The sequence below is a fragment of the Sphingomonas aracearum genome (assembly GCF_003345355.1).
Classification (GTDB): Bacteria; Pseudomonadota; Alphaproteobacteria; order Sphingomonadales; family Sphingomonadaceae; genus Sphingomonas; species Sphingomonas aracearum.
This window is the reverse complement of the sequence record NZ_QQNB01000002.1, coordinates 907698-925659: the sequence shown is the minus strand read 5'-3', so window position 1 is coordinate 925659 and position 17962 is coordinate 907698. Positions and strand designations below refer to the sequence as shown.

The 17962-nt window shown below is 68.9% G+C and carries 18 protein-coding genes, 2 tRNA genes and 1 pseudogene; 13 read left to right on the top strand and 8 right to left on the bottom strand.

Going from position 1 to position 17962, the window contains the following annotated elements:
• Window positions 1-2 precede the first annotated feature (2 nt).
• From ribD to gltX, 4 genes are all read right to left on the bottom strand, one after another.
• Entirely contained in the window at window positions 3-986 is a 984-nt protein-coding gene (ribD, locus tag DVW87_RS11705; protein ID WP_338056378.1) for a bifunctional diaminohydroxyphosphoribosylaminopyrimidine deaminase/5-amino-6-(5-phosphoribosylamino)uracil reductase RibD, read from the bottom strand.
• Window positions 974-1321, bottom strand: coding sequence for a hypothetical protein (locus tag DVW87_RS11700; RefSeq protein WP_114687918.1), 348 nt, complete (start codon window positions 1319-1321; stop codon window positions 974-976). Before DVW87_RS11700 ends, ribD begins: the two co-directional genes overlap by 13 nt.
• A gap of 91 nt (window positions 1322-1412) precedes the next feature.
• The gene (locus tag DVW87_RS11695; protein ID WP_114687917.1) at window positions 1413-2099 is read right to left on the bottom strand and encodes an energy transducer TonB; all 687 of its coding nucleotides are present in this window, start codon (window positions 2097-2099) and stop codon (window positions 1413-1415) included.
• Window positions 2100-2215: 116 nt separating this feature from the next.
• Window positions 2216-3541 (bottom strand): glutamate--tRNA ligase, encoded by a 1326-nt coding sequence (gltX, locus tag DVW87_RS11690; RefSeq protein WP_114687916.1) that lies wholly within the window; start codon window positions 3539-3541, stop codon window positions 2216-2218.
• A 127-nt stretch (window positions 3542-3668) separates the two neighbouring features.
• On the opposite strand from gltX, the gene DVW87_RS11685 reads away from it, so the two are divergent.
• The gene (locus tag DVW87_RS11685) at window positions 3669-4598 is read left to right on the top strand and encodes a ribose-phosphate pyrophosphokinase (protein WP_114687915.1); all 930 of its coding nucleotides are present in this window, start codon (window positions 3669-3671) and stop codon (window positions 4596-4598) included.
• A gap of 213 nt (window positions 4599-4811) precedes the next feature.
• Here the strand turns inward: DVW87_RS11685 and DVW87_RS11680 are convergent, their stop codons facing one another.
• On the bottom strand, window positions 4812-5132 hold the full coding sequence (locus tag DVW87_RS11680) for a PilZ domain-containing protein (RefSeq protein WP_239017866.1): 321 nt from the start codon (window positions 5130-5132) through the stop codon (window positions 4812-4814).
• Between the two features lie 364 nt (window positions 5133-5496).
• On the opposite strand from DVW87_RS11680, the gene sucC reads away from it, so the two are divergent.
• The 4 genes from sucC (at window position 5497) to DVW87_RS11660 (ending at window position 8740) form a co-directional block, all read left to right on the top strand.
• On the top strand, window positions 5497-6696 hold the full coding sequence (sucC, locus tag DVW87_RS11675) for an ADP-forming succinate--CoA ligase subunit beta (protein WP_114687913.1): 1200 nt from the start codon (window positions 5497-5499) through the stop codon (window positions 6694-6696).
• A 188-nt stretch (window positions 6697-6884) separates the two neighbouring features.
• Window positions 6885-7631 (top strand): electron transfer flavoprotein subunit beta/FixA family protein, encoded by a 747-nt coding sequence (locus DVW87_RS11670; protein WP_114687912.1) that lies wholly within the window; start codon window positions 6885-6887, stop codon window positions 7629-7631.
• Window positions 7628-8563, top strand: a complete 936-nt coding sequence (locus DVW87_RS11665) for an electron transfer flavoprotein subunit alpha/FixB family protein (RefSeq protein WP_114687911.1) — start codon at window positions 7628-7630, stop codon at window positions 8561-8563. The genes DVW87_RS11670 and DVW87_RS11665 overlap by 4 nt, the downstream gene beginning before the upstream one ends.
• Window positions 8564-8666: 103 nt before the next feature.
• Window positions 8667-8740 (top strand) — tRNA-Gly (locus DVW87_RS11660).
• A gap of 474 nt (window positions 8741-9214) precedes the next feature.
• Here the strand turns inward: DVW87_RS11660 and DVW87_RS11655 are convergent.
• Window positions 9215-9301 (bottom strand) — tRNA-Tyr (locus tag DVW87_RS11655).
• A gap of 144 nt (window positions 9302-9445) precedes the next feature.
• Here DVW87_RS11655 and DVW87_RS11650 point away from each other — a divergent pair.
• The 3 genes from DVW87_RS11650 (at window position 9446) to DVW87_RS11640 (ending at window position 12696) form a co-directional block, all read left to right on the top strand.
• Window positions 9446-11068, top strand: a complete 1623-nt coding sequence (locus DVW87_RS11650; RefSeq protein WP_114687910.1) for a M20/M25/M40 family metallo-hydrolase — start codon at window positions 9446-9448, stop codon at window positions 11066-11068.
• Window positions 11069-11206: 138 nt separating this feature from the next.
• On the top strand, window positions 11207-11959 hold the full coding sequence (rlmB, locus tag DVW87_RS11645; RefSeq protein ID WP_114687909.1) for a 23S rRNA (guanosine(2251)-2'-O)-methyltransferase RlmB: 753 nt from the start codon (window positions 11207-11209) through the stop codon (window positions 11957-11959).
• Window positions 11956-12696 carry a hypothetical protein gene (locus DVW87_RS11640; protein WP_114687908.1) on the top strand — a complete coding sequence of 247 codons (741 nt, stop codon included), beginning with the start codon at window positions 11956-11958 and terminating at the stop codon, window positions 12694-12696. Before rlmB ends, DVW87_RS11640 begins: the two co-directional genes overlap by 4 nt.
• A gap of 48 nt (window positions 12697-12744) precedes the next feature.
• Here DVW87_RS11640 and DVW87_RS11635 read toward each other — a convergent pair.
• Window positions 12745-13767: pseudogene (locus tag DVW87_RS11635) on the bottom strand (glycoside hydrolase family 43 protein); the annotation flags it as partial.
• 62 nt (window positions 13768-13829) lie between these two features.
• Between DVW87_RS11635 and DVW87_RS11630 the strand changes: the two are divergent.
• Window positions 13830-14054, top strand: coding sequence for a hypothetical protein (locus tag DVW87_RS11630; RefSeq protein WP_114687906.1), 225 nt, complete (start codon window positions 13830-13832; stop codon window positions 14052-14054).
• On the opposite strand, the gene DVW87_RS11625 is transcribed toward DVW87_RS11630, so the two are convergent.
• Window positions 14051-14368, bottom strand: a complete 318-nt coding sequence (locus DVW87_RS11625) for a 2Fe-2S iron-sulfur cluster-binding protein (RefSeq protein ID WP_114687905.1) — start codon at window positions 14366-14368, stop codon at window positions 14051-14053. The genes DVW87_RS11630 and DVW87_RS11625 overlap by 4 nt on opposite strands.
• 63 nt (window positions 14369-14431) lie before the next feature.
• Here DVW87_RS11625 and DVW87_RS11620 point away from each other — a divergent pair, with 63 nt between their 5' ends.
• The 4 genes from DVW87_RS11620 to DVW87_RS11605 all read left to right on the top strand — a co-directional run bounded on the left by DVW87_RS11620 (window position 14432) and on the right by DVW87_RS11605 (window position 17919).
• On the top strand, window positions 14432-15064 hold the full coding sequence (locus DVW87_RS11620) for a DNA-3-methyladenine glycosylase family protein (protein ID WP_114687904.1): 633 nt from the start codon (window positions 14432-14434) through the stop codon (window positions 15062-15064).
• Window positions 15065-15125: 61 nt separating this feature from the next.
• Window positions 15126-15665 (top strand): ferritin-like domain-containing protein, encoded by a 540-nt coding sequence (locus tag DVW87_RS11615; protein WP_239017865.1) that lies wholly within the window; start codon window positions 15126-15128, stop codon window positions 15663-15665.
• Between the two features lie 123 nt (window positions 15666-15788).
• Window positions 15789-17147, top strand: a complete 1359-nt coding sequence (locus tag DVW87_RS11610; RefSeq protein ID WP_114687903.1) for an Nramp family divalent metal transporter — start codon at window positions 15789-15791, stop codon at window positions 17145-17147.
• 55 nt (window positions 17148-17202) lie between these two features.
• Entirely contained in the window at window positions 17203-17919 is a 717-nt protein-coding gene (locus DVW87_RS11605) for a cytochrome b (protein ID WP_114687902.1), read from the top strand.
• Window positions 17920-17962 lie beyond the last annotated feature (43 nt).

Genomic DNA, 17962 nt, shown 5'->3' with positions numbered 1-17962 from the left:
GCCTACTCCTTCCGCTCGCGCAGGTAGAGATGGAGGTGGTCGTTGCCAAGCCGCCGCTCGTCCGCCAGCCGCCATCGGCCATGCGCCTCGCTCAGGTCGTCCAGGCCGATCGCCGGCAGGGTCCGCCCGCCGCCCACCAGGATCGGCGCGCGATACAGGAGCAGCCGGTCGACCAGGTCGGCGTGGAGGAAGGCGGCGGCGGTGGCCGGCCCGCCCTCGACCATCAGGTGGTCGACATTGTGCAGCTCGGCGATGTCGCCGGGCGCGGCGATCCGCTCCCAGCCGGGCACGTCCGGGCCGGCGGAGAGCAGCACGCGGCGGGGCGAGCGGGGCTCGAGGCCGGCGAGGCGCACGTCCAGCGCCGGCGCATCGGCCTCCAGCGTGCCGCGGCCGACCAGGATCGCTTCATGCCGGCTGCGCTCCAGATGCGTATGCGCCCGCGCTTCGGGGCCGGTGATCCAGCGCGAGCGTCCGTCCGCCAAGGCCATCGCGCCATCCAGCGACAGAGCGAGCTTGAGCGTGACGTGCGGCCTGCCGAGCCGCTGCCGCATCAGGAAGCCGGCCATCGCCTGTCGCGCCTGCTTCTCGCCGCATCCGGGGGCCACGGAGATGCCCGCCGCCTGCAACCGCGCGAAACCTCCGCCGGCGGTACGCGGATCGGGGTCGCGCAACGCGCAGACGACGCGGGCGACGCCGGCCGCGACCAGCAGGTCCGAGCAGGCGGGCCCGCGCGGCGAGACATGCGCGCACGGCTCCAGCGTGACATAGGCGGTGGCGCCGCGCGCTGCCTCGCCGGCTTCGGCCAGCGCCACCGCCTCGGCATGGGGACGGCCGCCCGGCTGCGTCCAGCCGCGTCCGACCACCCGGCCGTCGCGCACCAGCACGCAGCCGACGTTCGGATTGGGCGCCGTTCGCCCGCGCCCCCGCTCCCCCAGCGCGAGCGCCGCCGCCATCCAGCGGTCGTCGGCGGTGCTCAGAGCCCCCACTTCGTCAGCTTGTCGTCGATCTGCTTGAACTGCGCGCGGACGGCGGCCTCGCGCTGCTCCTGCGCCTTTTTCGCCGCCGCTTCCTTCGGTGCGTCGAGCTTCTGCTGCGCAATGATCTGCGCATCGGTGCGATCGGCGCGCCAGTTCTGGAAATAGATGATGTCGCGCTTGTACGTGGGCGGCGCATAGCTGTCGATCGCGAAGCCCATGATGATCGCCCCGGTGATCAGCACGGACAGGAAGAAGAAGCCCAGCTCATACGGCTTTCGCTGCGCCAGAAAGCGTCGCAGGTCCTGAAGCGCCTGCCACGGCGCGAAACGGCGAAAGAAGTGCATGGGCGGCAAGATAAGGGCGGGGGCGGGGGGACGCCAGTGGCTTGGCGCTCCTCGCCCCCGGTGCGCGCGCCCGCCCGGGGGCGACGCCGTTTTAGTCGTTCAATTCGAAGCGCACGGACATGGTGCGCCATGCTTCCACGGCGACACCGTCGCGAGTGGCCGGACGGAAGCGCCACCTGGCAAGGGCGCGCTCGCGGGTTGCCTCGAAGAAGGCGTCGGTGGCGGCGGAAACCCGCTCCACCTGCTTCACCCTCCCGTCCGTGCCGATCAGCACGCGCACGGTGACGCGGCCCTCGCGTCCGGCGCGTCGCTCCTCGCCGGGATAGATCGGCTGGAACGCCGCGGCGTAGCGCGGGTCGATCTCCGCGCCGACCATCACCGGCAGCGGGGGCGGGGGGCTCGGCTCGGCGCGTGGCGCGATGTCTGTGCCGGTGCCGGGCTCGCCGATGGGCGGGGGTGGCTGCGGGATGGAGGTGACGGTCAGGATCGAGTCGCTCGGCGTTTCCACGACTGGCCTGGTCACGAAGAGATCCGGCTCCGGCCGCGGGTCGGCCGGCGTGACGCGCTTCATCTCGCGCACGGGTTCGGGCTTGGGCGGTGGCACGGGATCGAGCGGGATGTTGCGCACGTCAAACGGCTTGTCGGTGCGCGGGACGAGCGTCGGCGCGGAGAAAGCGAGGGCGGCGAAGATGGCGGCGTTGATGCCGATCGCCACCAGCAGGTTGGCAGGCTTGATGCCCGGCCGTGCATAACCGGGATGTGCTCGATCTGCGTACATGATCCTCTCCTTCGTTGGTCTCCTTCGGGCGCGCCGGTCTGCGCCGGCGTTGGAGAGGATGTTACATCATTACAGATTTGGCGCCAGCCCTTCTTTCCGGGGCTTCCGCCAGCCTCTCAAGTGCGCGAAAGGCGGGCCAGCGTGCGCTCGCGGCCGAGCAGCGGCAGGAGGGCGTGCATGTCCGGCCCGTGGTCGAGCCCGGTCAGTGCGCGGCGCAAGGGCAGGAACAATGCCTTCCCCGAACGGCCGGTCTCCGCCTTCAGCGCGGCGGTGAGCTGCGCCCAGGGATCGCCGGACCAGTCGAGGGCAGCGGCGAGGCGGGCGGCCGACGCCAGATACTCGCCATCGCCCGCATCGATGGGCGCGGTGACCTCCTCGTGCAGCACGCGCCACCAATCGCCTGCTTCGGCGAGGCGGGAGAGATTGGGGCGGATCGCCTCCCATTCGGCAGCGCTCATGCCTTGAGGGAGGGCGGCGGCGACGCGATCGAACGGCAAGTGGTGGATGATGCGCGCGTTCAACTGCGCCAGTTCCTTCTCGTCGAAGCGCGCCGGTGCCCGCCCGAACCGGGCGAAGTCGAACGTTTCGGCAAGCACGGTCGCGTCGACGATCGGCTCCACGGGATCGCTGGTGCCGAGCCGCGCCAGCAGGGCGACCAGTGCCTCGGGCTCGATCCCCGCCTCGCGGAACTCGGCCACGCCGGTCGCGCCCAGGCGCTTGGAAAGCTTGCCCTCGGCGCCCGTCAGCAGCGCCTCGTGCGCGAAGGCGGGCGCGGCGGCCCCCATCGCCTCGAACATCTGCAATTGGAGCGCGGTGTTCGAGACATGGTCCTCGCCGCGCACGACATGGGTGATGCCCATGTCCACGTCGTCGATGACGGAAGGCAGCAGGTATAGCCACGATCCGTCCGCGCGGCGCACCACCGGGTCGCTCATGGTGGCCGCATCGAACCGCTGCGGTCCGCGGATCAGGTCGTTCCATTCGATCGGGGCGTGATCGAGCCGAAAGCGCCAGTGCGGGCGCCGGCCCTCCGCCTCCAGCGCGGCGCGGTCCGCCTCGGAAAGGTGCAACGCGCTGCGCTCGTACACCGGCGGCAGACCGCGGCCGAGCAGCACCTTGCGGCGCAGCTCCAGCTCCTCCGGCGTCTCATAGGCCGGGTAGAGACGCCCCGAGCCGACGAGGTCGCGGAACACTTCCTCGTAGCGCCCGAACCGCGCCGACTGCCGCTCCTCGCCATCGGGGTGGAGGCCCAGCCAGGCAAGATCGGCGCGGATCGCGTCGGCGAACCGCTCCTCGCTGCGCGCCGCATCGGTGTCGTCGATGCGCAGGAGAAAGCGCCCGCCGGTCTTTTTCGCCCACAACCAGTTGTGCAAGGCCGTGCGGATGTTGCCGACATGCAGCGTGCCGGTGGGCGAGGGCGCGAAACGGGTGACAATGGTCATGCGGGGGCGGTTAGGCGGTGCCGACCTGCTTTGAAAGGGCGTCGTCGGGCACACGGGGCGTCATACTTCTTTCGCAATCGCGGTTTGGACAGTAAGGCGCCCGCATCACCGGGGAAGGGCAAGCGACATGAAACTGATGGCCGGCAACTCGAACATGCCGCTCGCGCGCGCGATCGCCGACTATCTGGAAGTGCCGCTCACCGAGGCGCTGGTGCGGCGCTTTGCCGACGAGGAGATCTTTGTCGAGATCCTGGAGAACGTGCGCGGCGAGGACGTGTTCGTGATCCAGTCCACCGGCTATCCCGCCAACGACAATCTAATGGAATTGCTGATCTGCATCGATGCGCTGAAGCGCGCCTCGGCCAAGCGGATCACCGCGGTGGTGCCGTATTTCGGTTATGCCCGGCAGGACCGCAAGCCCGGTCCGCGCACGCCGATCTCGGCCAAGCTGGTCGCCAACCTCATCACGGTGGCCGGCGCCAACCGCGTGCTGTCGGTGGACCTGCATGCCGGGCAGATCCAGGGTTTCTTCGACATCCCCACCGATAACCTGTTCGCCGCGCCGGTGATGAGCGCGGACATCCTCACCCGCTTCGGCGACCGCAATCTGATGGTCGTCTCGCCGGACGTCGGCGGCGTGGTGCGCGCCCGCGCCCTGGCCAAGCGGCTCGACAACGCGCCGCTGGCGATCGTCGACAAGCGGCGCGAGCGGGCGGGCGAGTCGGAGGTGATGAACATCATCGGCGAGGTGGAAGGCCGGTTCTGCATCCTGATCGACGACATCGTCGATTCCGCCGGCACCCTGTGCAACGCCGCCGCCGCGCTGAAGGAGGCGGGTGCGTCCGGCGTGGTCGCCTATGTCACGCATGGTGTGCTGTCCGGTGCGGCGGTGGCGCGGGTGCAGAACTCGGTGCTGGAGGAACTCGTCATTACCGACTCGATCAGCCATGACATGCCCGCCACGCCGCGCATCCGCTATCTGACGATCGCGCCGCTGCTGGGCGAGGCGATCACGCGCATCGCTGACGAAAGCTCCGTTTCCTCGCTGTTCGACTGAGCGGGGGCAGGCCGCGGCGGCGCGCGTTGTCGCGGACATGAACCGCTTTCCGGCTCGGCAAACTGCCCCGCTCGCCGGTGCAATCCTGCTGGCTGCCTGCTCTCCCGGAACGGAGACGGACGGCGCTCGCAACCACACACCAGCACGCTCGAAAGCGGGGCAACGCCAACCGTGCCCATGCTCGGCTATGTCGAGGGCTGCGCCTGAGCGGCGCTAGCTGACGTTGCCCAGCGCCGTGATGTGGTCGAACACGGCCGGGTGGAGCGGCGCGAAGAAGGCGGCGCCGATCATCGTGCCGCGGCGCCAGGCAACCGTCGCCTCCAGCCCGGCCAGGCCCGGCAGGCTGATCCACACGCGATCGCCCGGATTGAGAACAAAGCTCGCTTCCGCGCGAAAGCCGGTGGGCGACAGATCCAGCACCTCGATGGCGAAGCGGCCGGCCCCCGACTCGCGCAATTGTGCGCGCAGCCGCACGGGTTTGCGCAAGGCGCTGCGCGCGTCTCCGGCGGTGCCGGTCGGAATGCTTCGATGCATGCCCAACATGGGGACGACCATGACGGCAATACCTTACGAAAGCGCAAACCCCATGCGTGTCGCTGGGGCGCCCGGATGCAGGCCCGCTCGCGGCGATCAGTTCGGCCTTGAGGTCTTTCGGGCGCGCCAGGTGGCGGCGCAGCTGGCGTCGGTGCACGATCGCCCATGGAAGCCGGAACGGATCGCGCCACAGGCCGCCATGCTCGCCCGGTAGAAGGGCGCAGGAGGATGCCGGCAGCCAGTCGATACTGCGAAACACTTGCAACAAGCCTGCCGATGTGTCGCGACAGGGCTGGATTCGCGTGCGCGCCTGTGCGAAAGGCGCTGCAACACGTCCCCACAGCATATAGAAGCGAGGCGGCCCATGAACATCCACGAATACCAGGCCAAGGAACTGCTGGCCAAGTACGGTGCGCCGATCGCGCAGGGCTTTGCCGCCTTCACGGTGGACGAGGCGGTGGAAGCAGCAGGCAAGCTGCCCGGACCGCTTTATGTGGTGAAGAGCCAGATCCATGCCGGCGGCCGCGGCAAGGGCAAGTTCAAGGAGCTGTCGCCGGAAGCCAAGGGCGGCGTCCGCCTCGCCTTCAACCTGGACGAGGTGCGCGCGCACGCCGCCGACATGCTCGGCAACACGCTGGTGACGATCCAGACGGGCGAGGCCGGCAAGCAGGTGAATCGCCTGTACATCACCGATGGCGCCGACATCGCCAAGGAGTTCTACCTGGCGCTGCTGGTCGATCGCGCGACCGGCCGCGTGGCGTTCGTCGTTTCCACCGAGGGCGGCATGGACATCGAGGAAGTGGCCCACTCCACGCCCGAGAAGATCCACACGTTCGACGTCGATCCCGCCACCGGCTTCATGCCGCATCACGGCCGCGCCGTCGGCGGCGCGCTGGGCCTGAGCGGCGATCAGGCGAAGCAGGCGGCCAAGGTCGCCGGCGCGCTGTATGCCGCCTTCCTCGCCACCGACGCTGCGCAGATCGAGGTGAACCCGCTCGCCCTGACCGAGCAGGGCAACCTGCTGGTGCTCGACGCCAAGGTCGGCTTCGACGGCAACGCCCTGTTCCGCCACCCGGACCTGATGGAACTGCGCGACGAGACCGAGGAGGATCCGGCCGAGCTGGAAGCTTCCAAGTACGACCTCGCGTACATCAAGCTGGACGGCGACATCGGCTGCATGGTGAACGGCGCCGGCCTCGCCATGGCGACCATGGACATCATCAAGCTCAATGGCATGTTCCCGGCCAACTTCCTCGACGTGGGCGGCGGCGCCAACAAGGAGAAGGTGACGGCGGCGTTCAAGATCATCCTCAAGGATCCGAACGTGAAGGGCATCCTGGTCAACATCTTCGGCGGCATCATGCGCTGCGACATCATCGCCGAAGGCATCGTCGCCGCGGCCAAGGAAGTGAACCTGTCGGTGCCGCTGGTCGTCCGCCTGGAAGGCACCAATGTGGAGCAGGGCAAGGAAATCCTGGCCAACTCCGGTCTGGCCATCGTGCCGGCCAACGACCTGGGCGACGCCGCCCAGAAGATCGTCGCCGAGGTGAAGAAGGCGGCGTGAGCCTCCGGCAATTCTGAAAAGACGGGGGGTCGGGCGGAAACGTCCGGCCCCTTTTTCGTTGGTCCGGCGATCTGCCGCTACGGCAAGGCCATGTAACCGCGCTGCGCCATACCGGACTTGCGAAAACGACCTGAAACAGCCATCTGGAGCGCCGAGATAGGCGCTCAAAGGATAGAAGAGGAGCTCCGATGAAGGTGCTGGTGCCGGTCAAGCGCGTGCTTGACTATAATGTGAAGCCCCGCGTGAAGGCGGACGGAACGGGCGTGGATCTTGCCAACGTCAAGATGAGCATGAACCCGTTCGACGAGATTGCCGTGGAAGAGGCGATCCGCCTCAAGGACAAGGGCGTGACCGAGATCGTGGTCGTCTCCATCGGCGAGCTCAAGGCGCAGGAAACCTTGCGCACGGCGCTGGCGATGGGTGCCGACCGCGCGATCCTCATCACCTCGGAAGAGAAGGTCGAGCCGCTGGGCGTCGCCAAGCTCTTGAAGGCGGTGGTCGACGAGGAGAAGCCCGACCTCGTCATCCTCGGCAAGCAGGCGATCGACGACGACAACAACCAGACCGGGCAGATGCTCGCCGGGCTGCTCGGCGTCGGCCAGGCGACCTTCGCCTCGAAGGTCGAGCTGACGGCCGACAGCGTGACGGTGACCCGCGAGGTCGATGGCGGGCTCGAGACCGAGAAGCTGAAGCTGCCGGCGGTGGTCACCACCGACCTGCGCCTGAACGAGCCGCGTTATGCGTCGCTGCCGAACATCATGAAGGCGAAGTCCAAGCCGCTCGCGACCAAGACCGCGGCGGAATACGGCGTGGACGTGAGCCCGCGCCTCACCACCCTGAAGGTGACGGAGCCGGGCAAGCGCCAGGCCGGCGTGAAGGTGGCGGATGTGGATGAGCTGGTGATGAAGCTCAAGGCGATGGGAGTGGCGAAGTGAGCGTCCTCGTTTGGGTCGAGCATGACGGCAAGGCCGTCAAGGATGCCACGCTGGCCGCGGTGACCGCCGCCGCCAGGCTGGGCGAAGTGGAAGCGCTGGTGGCGGGCCAGGGCGTCGACGGCGTGGCGCAGGAAGCCGCGAAGATCGCCGGCGTCACGAAGGTGCTGGTCGCCGACGATGCGTCGCTCGGCCATGCGCTGGCCGAGAACGTCGCGCCGCTCGTGGTCGAGCTGATGGGCAGCCGCGACGCGTTCGTCGCGCCGGCGACCACCACCGGCAAGAACATCGCGCCGCGCGTCGCTGCGCTGCTCGACGTCATGCAGATCAGCGAAGTGCTGTCGGTGGAAAGCGCCGACACGTTCACGCGGCCGATCTATGCCGGCAATGCGATCGCCACCGTGCAGTCGAAGGACGGCAAGAAGGTGCTGACGATCCGCGGCACCGCATTCGAGAAGGCGGCGGCCGAGGGCGGCTCGGCGGCGATCGAGCAGGTGTCGGCCAAGGGCGACCAGGGCCTGTCCAGCTTCGAGGGCAGCGAGATCGCGCAGAATGCGCGTCCGGAGCTCACCTCGGCGAAGATCATCGTCTCGGGCGGTCGTGCGCTGGGTTCGGAGGAGCAGTTCCACCAGCTTATCGATCCGCTCGCCGATGCGCTCGGCGCGGGTGTCGGCGCCAGCCGCGCGGCGGTGGACGCAGGCTATGCGCCCAACGACTATCAGGTCGGACAGACCGGCAAGATCGTGGCACCGGAAGTCTATGTCGCGGTCGGCATCTCCGGCGCGATCCAGCATCTGGCGGGCATGAAGGACAGCAAGACCATCATCGCCATCAACAAGGACGAGGACGCGCCCATCTTTCAGGTGGCGGACCTCGGCTTGGTCGGCGACCTGTTCAAGGTCGTGCCGGAACTGACCGAGAAGCTCGCCGTCTGATCGGGCCTGGGGAGCGTCTCGCGCTGGCGAGATGCTCCCCGCCATTGACGATCACGCCGTGCCCGTGGCACTGGCATCGCACGCAGGCCGCGGCGACGGGCGTGCGGGTATAGTACAATGGTAGTACAGCAGCCTTCCAAGCTGAATACACGGGTTCGATTCCCGTTACCCGCTCCACCCCTTTCCCGGCGTTTCCGATCCGCGCCTCCTGCGCCGGACAGCGTCGTGCAGCCTCTCCATCCCACGAACGAGCGCCTGCACTTCCGGCAGGCAGACGCTGCCGCGCCGGGCCTCCGCCCGTCCGCATCGATGCAACCGGGCATCGGATCGCGACAGCACGGCGCGGCGTGCTCCTCGATCGGGTGACGGGCCACCTAACTCGTCCGTATCGTGTGCCGAAGGGCGATGGCGGTCCATCCTCCACGCAATATGCTCCGCGCCGGAGACCGACATGGCGCGCCGCCTTGCAGAATTGCCGATGCTGAAATGGGTGATGATCGGAAGCACGATCTTCTGGGTCGTGCTGGCGCTGCTGATCTTCTGACATCGCACCGCCGCGCTCCCGGGCGGCAGTCCTCTGCGGTGTCGGCCGCGCGATAGCGAGGGGAAACCCCTGGTGGACAGGGCTGGGCGATAGCGAGGGGAAACCCCTGGTGGACAGGGCTGGATTCGAACCAGCGTACGGGAAACCCGGGCAGATTTACAGTCTGCTGCCTTTAACCACTCGGCCACCTGTCCAGATGGGCCGCCAAAAGCGAAGCGGCCCAATGCCCGTGTGACGAAGCCGTGTCAACGCATCGCTGACGAAAATAGACGGGCTTGCGCGCGGGCCGGAGAGGGGGCTAGCGTTCGGCAACAATCGAAGCGAATGGGGGAACATTGATGCGCCGTCATCTTCTGGCCGCTGCCGCCGTGCTTGCGCTGTGCGCCCCTGCCGCCCAGGGCATCGGGCAGTCGGTGGATCGCAACCAGGTCAACCGCCTGATCGACGAGGGCACCAACCGCAGCCAGGTGGTGCTGACGGCCGCCTACCTGTCCGATCAGATCGGCTCGCGGCTCACCAACTCGCCCGGCATGCGCCGCGCGGAAGCGTGGACGCAAGCGCAGTTCACCAAATGGGGCCTCCGGAACGTCCACAAGGAAGGCTTCAACTTCGGCCGGGGCTGGTCGATCGAGCGGTCCAGCGTGCGCATGGTTTCGCCCCGCCCGATCCAGCTGACCGCGATCCCGATTGCCTGGACGCCCGCCACCAACGGCACGATCACCGCGCCCATCGTGGTCGCGCCGATGAAGAAGGAAGCGGACTTCGCCAAGTATCGCGGCCAGCTGTCCGGCAAGATCGTGCTCGTCACGCTTCCGGATGCGCTGTCGGACGAGCCGGCGAACAGCCCGTTCAAGCGCTACACCGCCGAGGACATCGCCAAGCAGGACGTCTATCGCGAGGCCCCCTATGATCCCGCGGCGGCCGACCGCCGGCTGAAGCGGCTGGATTATGCCAGGAAGATGGACGCCTTCCTGAAGGCGGAGGGCGCGGTTGCCTGGGCGCAGATGAGCCGCAACGACGGCAAGCTGATCCACGGCGAGGGCTATCTGTTCGGCGCCAACGAGACGCCGAGCCTGCCGGCGGTGGAGATCGCGGCGGAGGATTACCGTCGCCTCGCACGGCTCGCCAAGATCGGCGCGGCGCCCACGCTGGAGATCGCCAGCGACGTGCGCTTCGACGACAGCGACCGCCAGGCCTACAACATTCTCGCCGAAATCCCCGGCAGCGACCCCAAGGCCGGTTACGTGATGGCCGGCGCGCATCTCGACAGCTGGGTGGCGGGCGATGGCGCGGCGGACAACGGCGCGGGCACGGCGATGATCATGGAGGCCGCGCGCATCCTCTCCGCCTCCGGCGTGCGGCCGAAGCGCACCATCCGCTTTGCGCTCTGGGCGGGCGAGGAGCAGGGGCTGCTCGGCTCCATGGCCTATGTGAGCCAGCACCTGGCAACCCGCGGGCCCGCGAACGCCCCGCAGGCGACCGGCATGGCCAGCTATTACGGCTTTTCCAGCCGCTGGCCGATCACGCCCAAGCCCGGCTACGCCGATCTGGCGGCGTATTTCAATCTCGACAACGGCTCGGGCAAGGTGCGCGGCATCTATGCCGAGAACAATGCCGCGGTGGTGCCGATCTTCAACGAATGGCTCAGCCCCTTCAAGGCGATGGGCGCGGGCGCGGTGGTGATGGGCCGCACCGGCGGCACCGATCACGTCTTCCTGCAGCAGATCGGCCTGCCGGGCTTCCAGTTCATCCAGGATCCGCTGGATTATGGCAGCCGGGTGCACCACACCTCGATCGACACCTTCGATCACCTGCGCCCCGACGACATGCGCCAGGCCTCGATCATTCTGGCTTCCTTTCTCCTCAACGCCGCCAACGCCGACAAGGCGCTGCCCAGGCAGCCGCTGCCGACCGAGCCGGTGGTCACGGATCCGTTCAAATATGCCGACGATGAAGACTGATCTTTTCCTTCCCGCAACGGGGAGCGAGACCGTGCGCAGCATGGTGGAGGGGCATGGCCACGAGCGCAACGTCCAGCCGAACCGCCTCTCCAACGCCGCTTGGCGGCGGTCCCCCTCTTCGTGCCGGGGAGGATATTGATGGCGCGCCGTGGACATCGCCCGTCGCAGGGCGTCGGCGGCCGGCCGCGCTTCTGGGGGCGCCATGCGGTGAGCGCCGCGCTCGCCAATCCGGAGCGCACGGTGCGCAAGATCTGGGCGACGCGCGAGGCGGCCTCTCAGCTCGACATCCCGCCGTCGATCACGATCATGTTCGCCGAGGTCGCCGATCTCGGCCGCATGGTGCCCTCCGACGCGCCCCACCAGGGCGTGGTCGCGGAGGTCGATCCGCTCGAGGACATGTGGCTGGGCGACCTGTTGCAGCAGGGCGCGGACGACCGGCGTCCGCTGGTCGTGCTCGACGGGGTCACCGATCCGCATAACGTCGGCGCGATCCTGCGCTCGGCGGCGGCGTTCGATGCGCTGGGCATCGTCACCCCCGATCGCAACGCGCCGCCGGAGTCTGGCACCATCGCCCGCTCGGCCTCCGGTGCCCTCGAACTGGTGCCGTGGGTGCGCGTGGTGAACCTGGCGCGCGCGCTGGAGGAGATCGCGGAAGCCGGCTTCTGGCGCGTCGGCCTGGCCGGCGAGGCGACGCAGACCTTCGGCGAGGCGATCGGCACCAACCGTATCGCGCTGGTGCTCGGCGCCGAGGGCGAGGGCATGCGGCACAACACCGCGCAGCATTGCGACGAGCTTGCCCGGCTGCCGATCTCGCCGCGCGTGGAAAGCCTGAACGTCTCCAATGCGGCGGCGATCGCGCTTTATGCGGTGACGGTGCGGCCGGGCGGGTGAGGCGCCTGGCCGCCCTGCTCGGCCTGCTTCTGCCGCTGGCGCTGGCCGGGTGCCTGCTGGTACCCGGCAAGTTCACCTCCACCCTGGACATCGATGCCGACCGCAGCTTCGTCTTCACCTATGTCGGCGAGGTCGCCGCGATCGATGTCGCCAAGGCGATGGGAGAGGAGCCGGGCGAGGGCCTGCCGGCGGAGGACGGCGACGAGGACGACGGCTCCGGCGCGGGCGTCGACGAGGACGCCGCCGTGCAGCGCATCGCCTTCCAGAAGGAGGCAGCACCTGCGCACGACCACCGAGCCAGGGCCGACACCAGGAACCGCGCCATCGCCGCGGCGCTCGCCAGGGAAGCGGGCTATCGCAAGGTCGAATATATCGGCGACGACACGTTCGCGATCGATTACCGGATCGCCGGCACGCTCGATCGGGGCTTCGTGTGGCCGTACAATCTCGATGCGGAGATGGTTCTGCCGTTCGTCGCCATCGAGACGCGGGGTGACGGCACGGTGCGGGTAAAGGCGCCCGGCTTTGCCAACGAGGGCAAGGCGACAGTGCCGGGCGCCGACGACGCCGCCGCGCTGCTGGACGGAACCTTCACCCTGTCGACCGATGCCGAGATCGTCGCCCACAACAACGAGGGCGGCGCCACGGCCGCGGCGAACGGCCGCAGGCAGATCGCGTGGAAGGCAACGCCGACCACCCGCGCCGCGCCGATGGCGGTGCTGCGGATGGCGCGTTAGACTTCGCGATCACCCGCTCACCCGGCGCCGACCGCGAGCAGTTCAGCTCAGGCGCCCGTTTGCCACCGGCGGGTCGAACACCGGCACGCCTTGCGCGTCGTAGCGGATCGGCTGCACCCGGGTGTGGCGATTGGGATCGAGCAGCGGATCGCCCGTGATCTTCTCGTAATCGCGGGCATGGAATACCAGCATGTCGCGCCCGCGCTCGTCCACGGTGAAGCTGTTGTGGCCGGGGCCGAAGATGCGATGCGCGGGCGAGGTGGTCATCACCGGCACCTGGGACTTGGTCCAGCTTGCCGCGTTCATCAGGTCGGCATCGTCGCGCGCGGTCAGCATGCCCATGCAATAGCGCGCGTCGGTGGCGCTGGCCGAATAGGTGAGGAACACCCGGCCGTTGCGCTGCAGGATCGCCGGCGCCTCGTTCACCTTGTAGCCGCGGACCTCCCAATCGAGCGTCGGCACCGACAGGCGCACGGGCGGCGCGGCGAGCGTCAGCGGCGTGGCGAGCGGCGCGAGATAGAGGTTGGAGTTGGTGCGGATGCCCGGCTCCTTCTGCGCCCAGGCGAGAAAGCGCGTGCCGCGGTGCACGAAGCTGGTGGAATCGAGCGTGAAGCTGTCCCACGGCGTTTCCAGCTGCCCCAGCACGGTCCAGCGCGCGCGCATGGGATCGGGATCGCGTGTCGCCAGCGCATGGGTGCGGATGCGGAACACGTCCGCGCCGCCGCCGCTCGGCCCGGCGGCGAAGTACATCACCCACTGGCTGTCGATGCGGTGCAGCTCGGGCGCCCAGATATAGCCGGACAGCGGCCCCTGCGCGGTGTGCCGCCACAACACCGCCTCGGTTGCCGTGGACAACCCCGCGAGCGTCCGCGACCGGCGCAGCACCAGCCGGTCATATTCCGGCACGGAGCCGGTCAGGTAATACCAGCCGTCCGTATGGCGGAAGACCTGCGCATCGGCGCGCTGCCGGACCAGCGGGTTGACGATGCCGCGGGGCGTGCGCGCAAGCGCGGGCAGCGCCGCGACACTGCCCAGGCCGGCCACGAACAACCGCCGGGAAATATCGTCCATCTGCCCCTCCGTGCCGCCAACCGGCGTTTCGCGCGTTATGGCGCCGATTGAGGAGAACCGCCATGGCCGACGACACCGCCACCCAGACCCGCCGCCGCGAGATGGCGACCGAACACCTGCTGTTCCGCACCATCGAATATGTCGAAGCGCGCCATCCCGGCCTGCTCGATCAACTCGACGCCAGCCTGGAGCATCTCGGCGACCCCGCCACCGACGACACAAAGGACGACGAGGCGGTGCGCACCATTGCGCGCCGGATGATCGCCGGCGCGCGGGCCGCGGGTTAGTCCTCCTCGGCGATGCGCACGCGCAGGCCGTCCAGCTCCGGTCCGAACGGCAGCTGGCAGGACAGGCGCGAGGTGTCGTCGCGGGTCAGCGAGCTGTCGAGCAGGTCGTTCTCGTCCTCGCTCATCTTCGGCAGTTTGGCCGCAAATTCCGGATCGACATGGACGTGGCAGGTGGCGCAGGAGCAGCAGCCACCACATAGCGCCAGGATCTCGTCGATCCCGGCGTCGCGGATCACTTCCATCACCGAAAGGCCGGCCTCTCCCTCAATGGCGCGTTCTTCCCCCTCGCGCGTCGTGACGATAAGTTGCGGCATGCCAGTCTCCACCGAGTTTCCGCCCGCCCATGCCGCCGGCTTTCCCGCAGATCAAGCCGCACCATGGGCCTGAGCGCGGTTGACCTGCGCGCCGCGCTGGAGGCGCTTGCCGCGATCGAGCCGGGCTTTGCCGCCGGGCTGGAACGCGCCGGCTTTCCCGAGCCGCGCATCCGCGAACCCGGCTACGCCACCTTGCTGCGCACCATTGTCGGGCAGCAGGTCAGCGTCGCCGCGGCCGCCGCGGTGTGGCGCAAGCTGGAACAGGTGGTCGGCAGCCCGCACGATCCGGAAGCGATCGCCCGCGCCACCGACGAGCAGCTGCGCGAGGCGGGGCTGTCGCGGCAGAAGGCCGGCTATGCCCGCAGCCTTGCCGAGGAGGTGACGAGCGGGCGGCTCGCCCTCCAGCACCTGCCGGGCGACGATGAAGAGGCGATCGCCGCGCTGGTGCGGGTGAAGGGGATCGGCCGCTGGTCGGCGGAAATCTACCTGCTGTTCGCCGAAGGGCGGCCGGACATCTGGCCGGCGGGCGATCTCGCGGTGCAGGTCGAAATCGGCCACCTGCTTGGCCACCCGGCGCGGCCGAGCGAGAAGCTGGTGCGCGAGCTTGCGGAAGGCTGGCGGCCGCATCGGGGCGCCGCGGCGATCTTCGCCTGGCACCATTATGGCTGGCGGGGAACGTCCGGCGCGCCGGTATAGGCTCGGCAACCATCCCGCCCCCGCGCGGTTATCTGCCTGCCCCTTCCAAGGAGAAAGTCAGATGGCCTCGAGTTACGCCGGCAGCGGTTCGGATGCGATGCGCGAACTGTTCATCACCGGACTGAAGAATGCGCACGCCGTGGAGAACCAGGCGCTGTCGATCATGAAGCCGCAGGTTGCGCGGATCGAGAACTATCCGGAAGTCGCCGAGCGGCTGCGCGCGCATATCGAGGAGACGAACGGGCAGATCGCCCGCCTCGACGAACTGCTGGAAGGCCTCGGCACCAGCAATTCCGCGCTGAAGGACACCGCGCTCAGCATGTCCGGCGGCATGGCGGCCCTGACGCACAGCGTCGCCGGCGACGAGATCCTGAAGAACAGCTTCGCCAACTATGCCTTCGAGCATTTCGAGATCGCCAGCTACAAGTCGCTGCTGACGCTGGCCGGTGACGGCGGCTTCGCGAACGCCACCGCGGCGCTGCAGCAGTCGCTGCGCGAGGAGGAATCGATGGCGCAGTGGATCGACGAGGCGCTGCCCACGATCACCCGCCGTTATGCCCAGCTCTATGCCGAGGGCGGCTCCGCCACCGCCAAGGTCTGAGCCTGTCCCGCGGGCGCCCGCCGGTTCGCGGCGGCGCCCGCGCCGGCAATCGCTTCGCGAGCGCAACAAAGGCGGCGTTCGGCGGTTGACGTTCCGCCCTTGCCTGCCATGTTCCGGAGCCGAATGTCCCCGCCACCCGCCACCCTTGCCGAGGGCGCTCCGCTGACGGGCACCGCTCCTCACGGCAGCCCCCGGCCGAGCCTTGCCGACAGCTATCGCTCGGTGCCGGTGCCCAGCGGCAAGGGCCGGTTCTTCGCCAAGCTCGGGGCCTTTGCCGGGCCGGGGTATCTGGTCGCGGTCGGCTATATGGACCCGGGCAACTGGGCGACCGATCTCGCCGGCGGATCGGCGTTCGGCTACACCCTGCTTGCCGTGGTGCTGTTTTCCAGCCTGATGGCGATGGTGCTGCAATCGCTGTCCGCGCGGCTCGGCATCGTCACCGGGCACGATCTCGCCCAGGCCTGCCGCGCCAATTACAGCCGGCCCGTCACGATCGGGCTGTGGGCGCTGTGCGAGATCGCGATCATCGCCTGCGACCTCGCCGAGGTATTGGGCACGGCGATCGCGCTGCAACTGCTGTTCGGCCTGCCCTTGGTCTGGGGCGTCGTCCTGACCGGGTTCGACGTGTTCCTGATCCTTGCGCTGCAACAGCTCGGCTTTCGCAAGCTGGAGGCGTTCATCGTCGCGCTGCTGGTCGTGATCGCCGGCTGCTTCGCCTACGAACTGTTCCTGGCCCGGCCCGATCCGCTGGCGATCGCCGGCGGGCTGGTGCCGTCGCCGGAGATCGTGACGAACCCGGCGATGCTGTACATCGCCATCGGCATTCTCGGCGCCACGGTGATGCCGCACAACCTGTATCTCCATTCCTCCATCGTCCAGACCCGCCGCTTCGCGCAGGACGAGGAAGGCAAGGCGGAGGCGGTGCGCCACGCCACCATCGACAGCTCCGTGGCGCTGACGCTCGCCCTGTTCATCAACGCCGCCATCCTGATCCTCGCCGCCGCCACCTTCCATGGCCGCGGGCAGAACGTGGCGGAGATCGGCGAGGCCTATCGCCTGCTCTCGCCGACGCTGGGTGCCGGCGCGGCCAGCGTGCTGTTCGCGGTGGCGCTGCTCGCATCGGGGCAGAACTCGACGGTGACGGGGACGCTGGCCGGCCAGATCGTGATGGAGGGGTTCCTCGACCTGCGGTTGCCCGTGTGGCTGCGGCGGCTCGTCACGCGCATGCTGGCGATCGTCCCTGCGGCACTGGTGGTCGGCGCGGCGGGCGACCGGGGCGCAACCGAGCTGCTGGTGTTGAGCCAGGTGGTGCTGAGCCTGCAACTGCCGTTCGCGGTGATCCCTTTGGTGGCGTTCACAGGCGACGCCAGGCGCATGGGCCGGCTGGCCGCGCCCGGCTGGCTCAAGGTCGTCGCCTGGGGCATCGCGGCGCTGCTGGTCGTGCTCAACGGCAAGCTGCTGTTCGATTTCTTCCTCGGTTGACGCCAGCCGCCCGCTGCGCGACCTTCACGGCCGGATCGGGAGCGGAGGGCGCACAATGGACGAAGCGCGGGTGCGGTTGCGCTACACCAACGTGGCGATCGTGCTGCACTGGCTGATCGCGGCCTTCATTCTCTACAATCTTGCCTCCGGCCTGTTGCGGCCGGTGCTGCCGCGCGGCTTCTTCGTGTTCCATGTCTCCTCCGGGATCAGCATCCTGGTGCTTACCCTGGTGAGGATCGGCTGGCGGCTGACGCACCGGCCGCCTCCCTTCCTGCCCATGGTGGGCTGGGAGCGCGGGCTCGCGCACCTTGTTCACTTCCTGCTCTATCTGGCGATGCTGCTGCTGCCCTTCTCCGGCTGGGCGCTGGTGTCGGCCAACCCGCCGGCGGGCTCGCCCGGCGCGGCCTGGGCGGCGGAGCATCGCCCCGGCGCGCCTCCCGCGCCCACGCTCAAGCCGGATGCCACGTCCCGCGGCGGTCCTGCGGGCGAGGGGAAGGGCGGCGGGCAACCCCCTCGCAAGCGCGGCCCGGTGATGGTCTGGGGCCTGTTCCAGCTGCCGCTGATCGCCCCGGTCAACGAGATCGGCCGGACGCCGGAAGGCGTGCCCGAGCAGCGCGCGCTGCACGAGCGGATCGAGACCTTCCACGCGATCGGCGGCTGGGTGATGCTGGCATTGCTGATCCTGCACGTCGCCGGTGCGCTGAAGCATCAGTTGGTCGATCGGCAGCGGGAACTGGCCCGCATGGGGATCGGTCGCCCGCGCGTGGCGTAACCGCGTCCGGGGCAGCACGACCGGGAAGGGTGTCCCTTCCTTT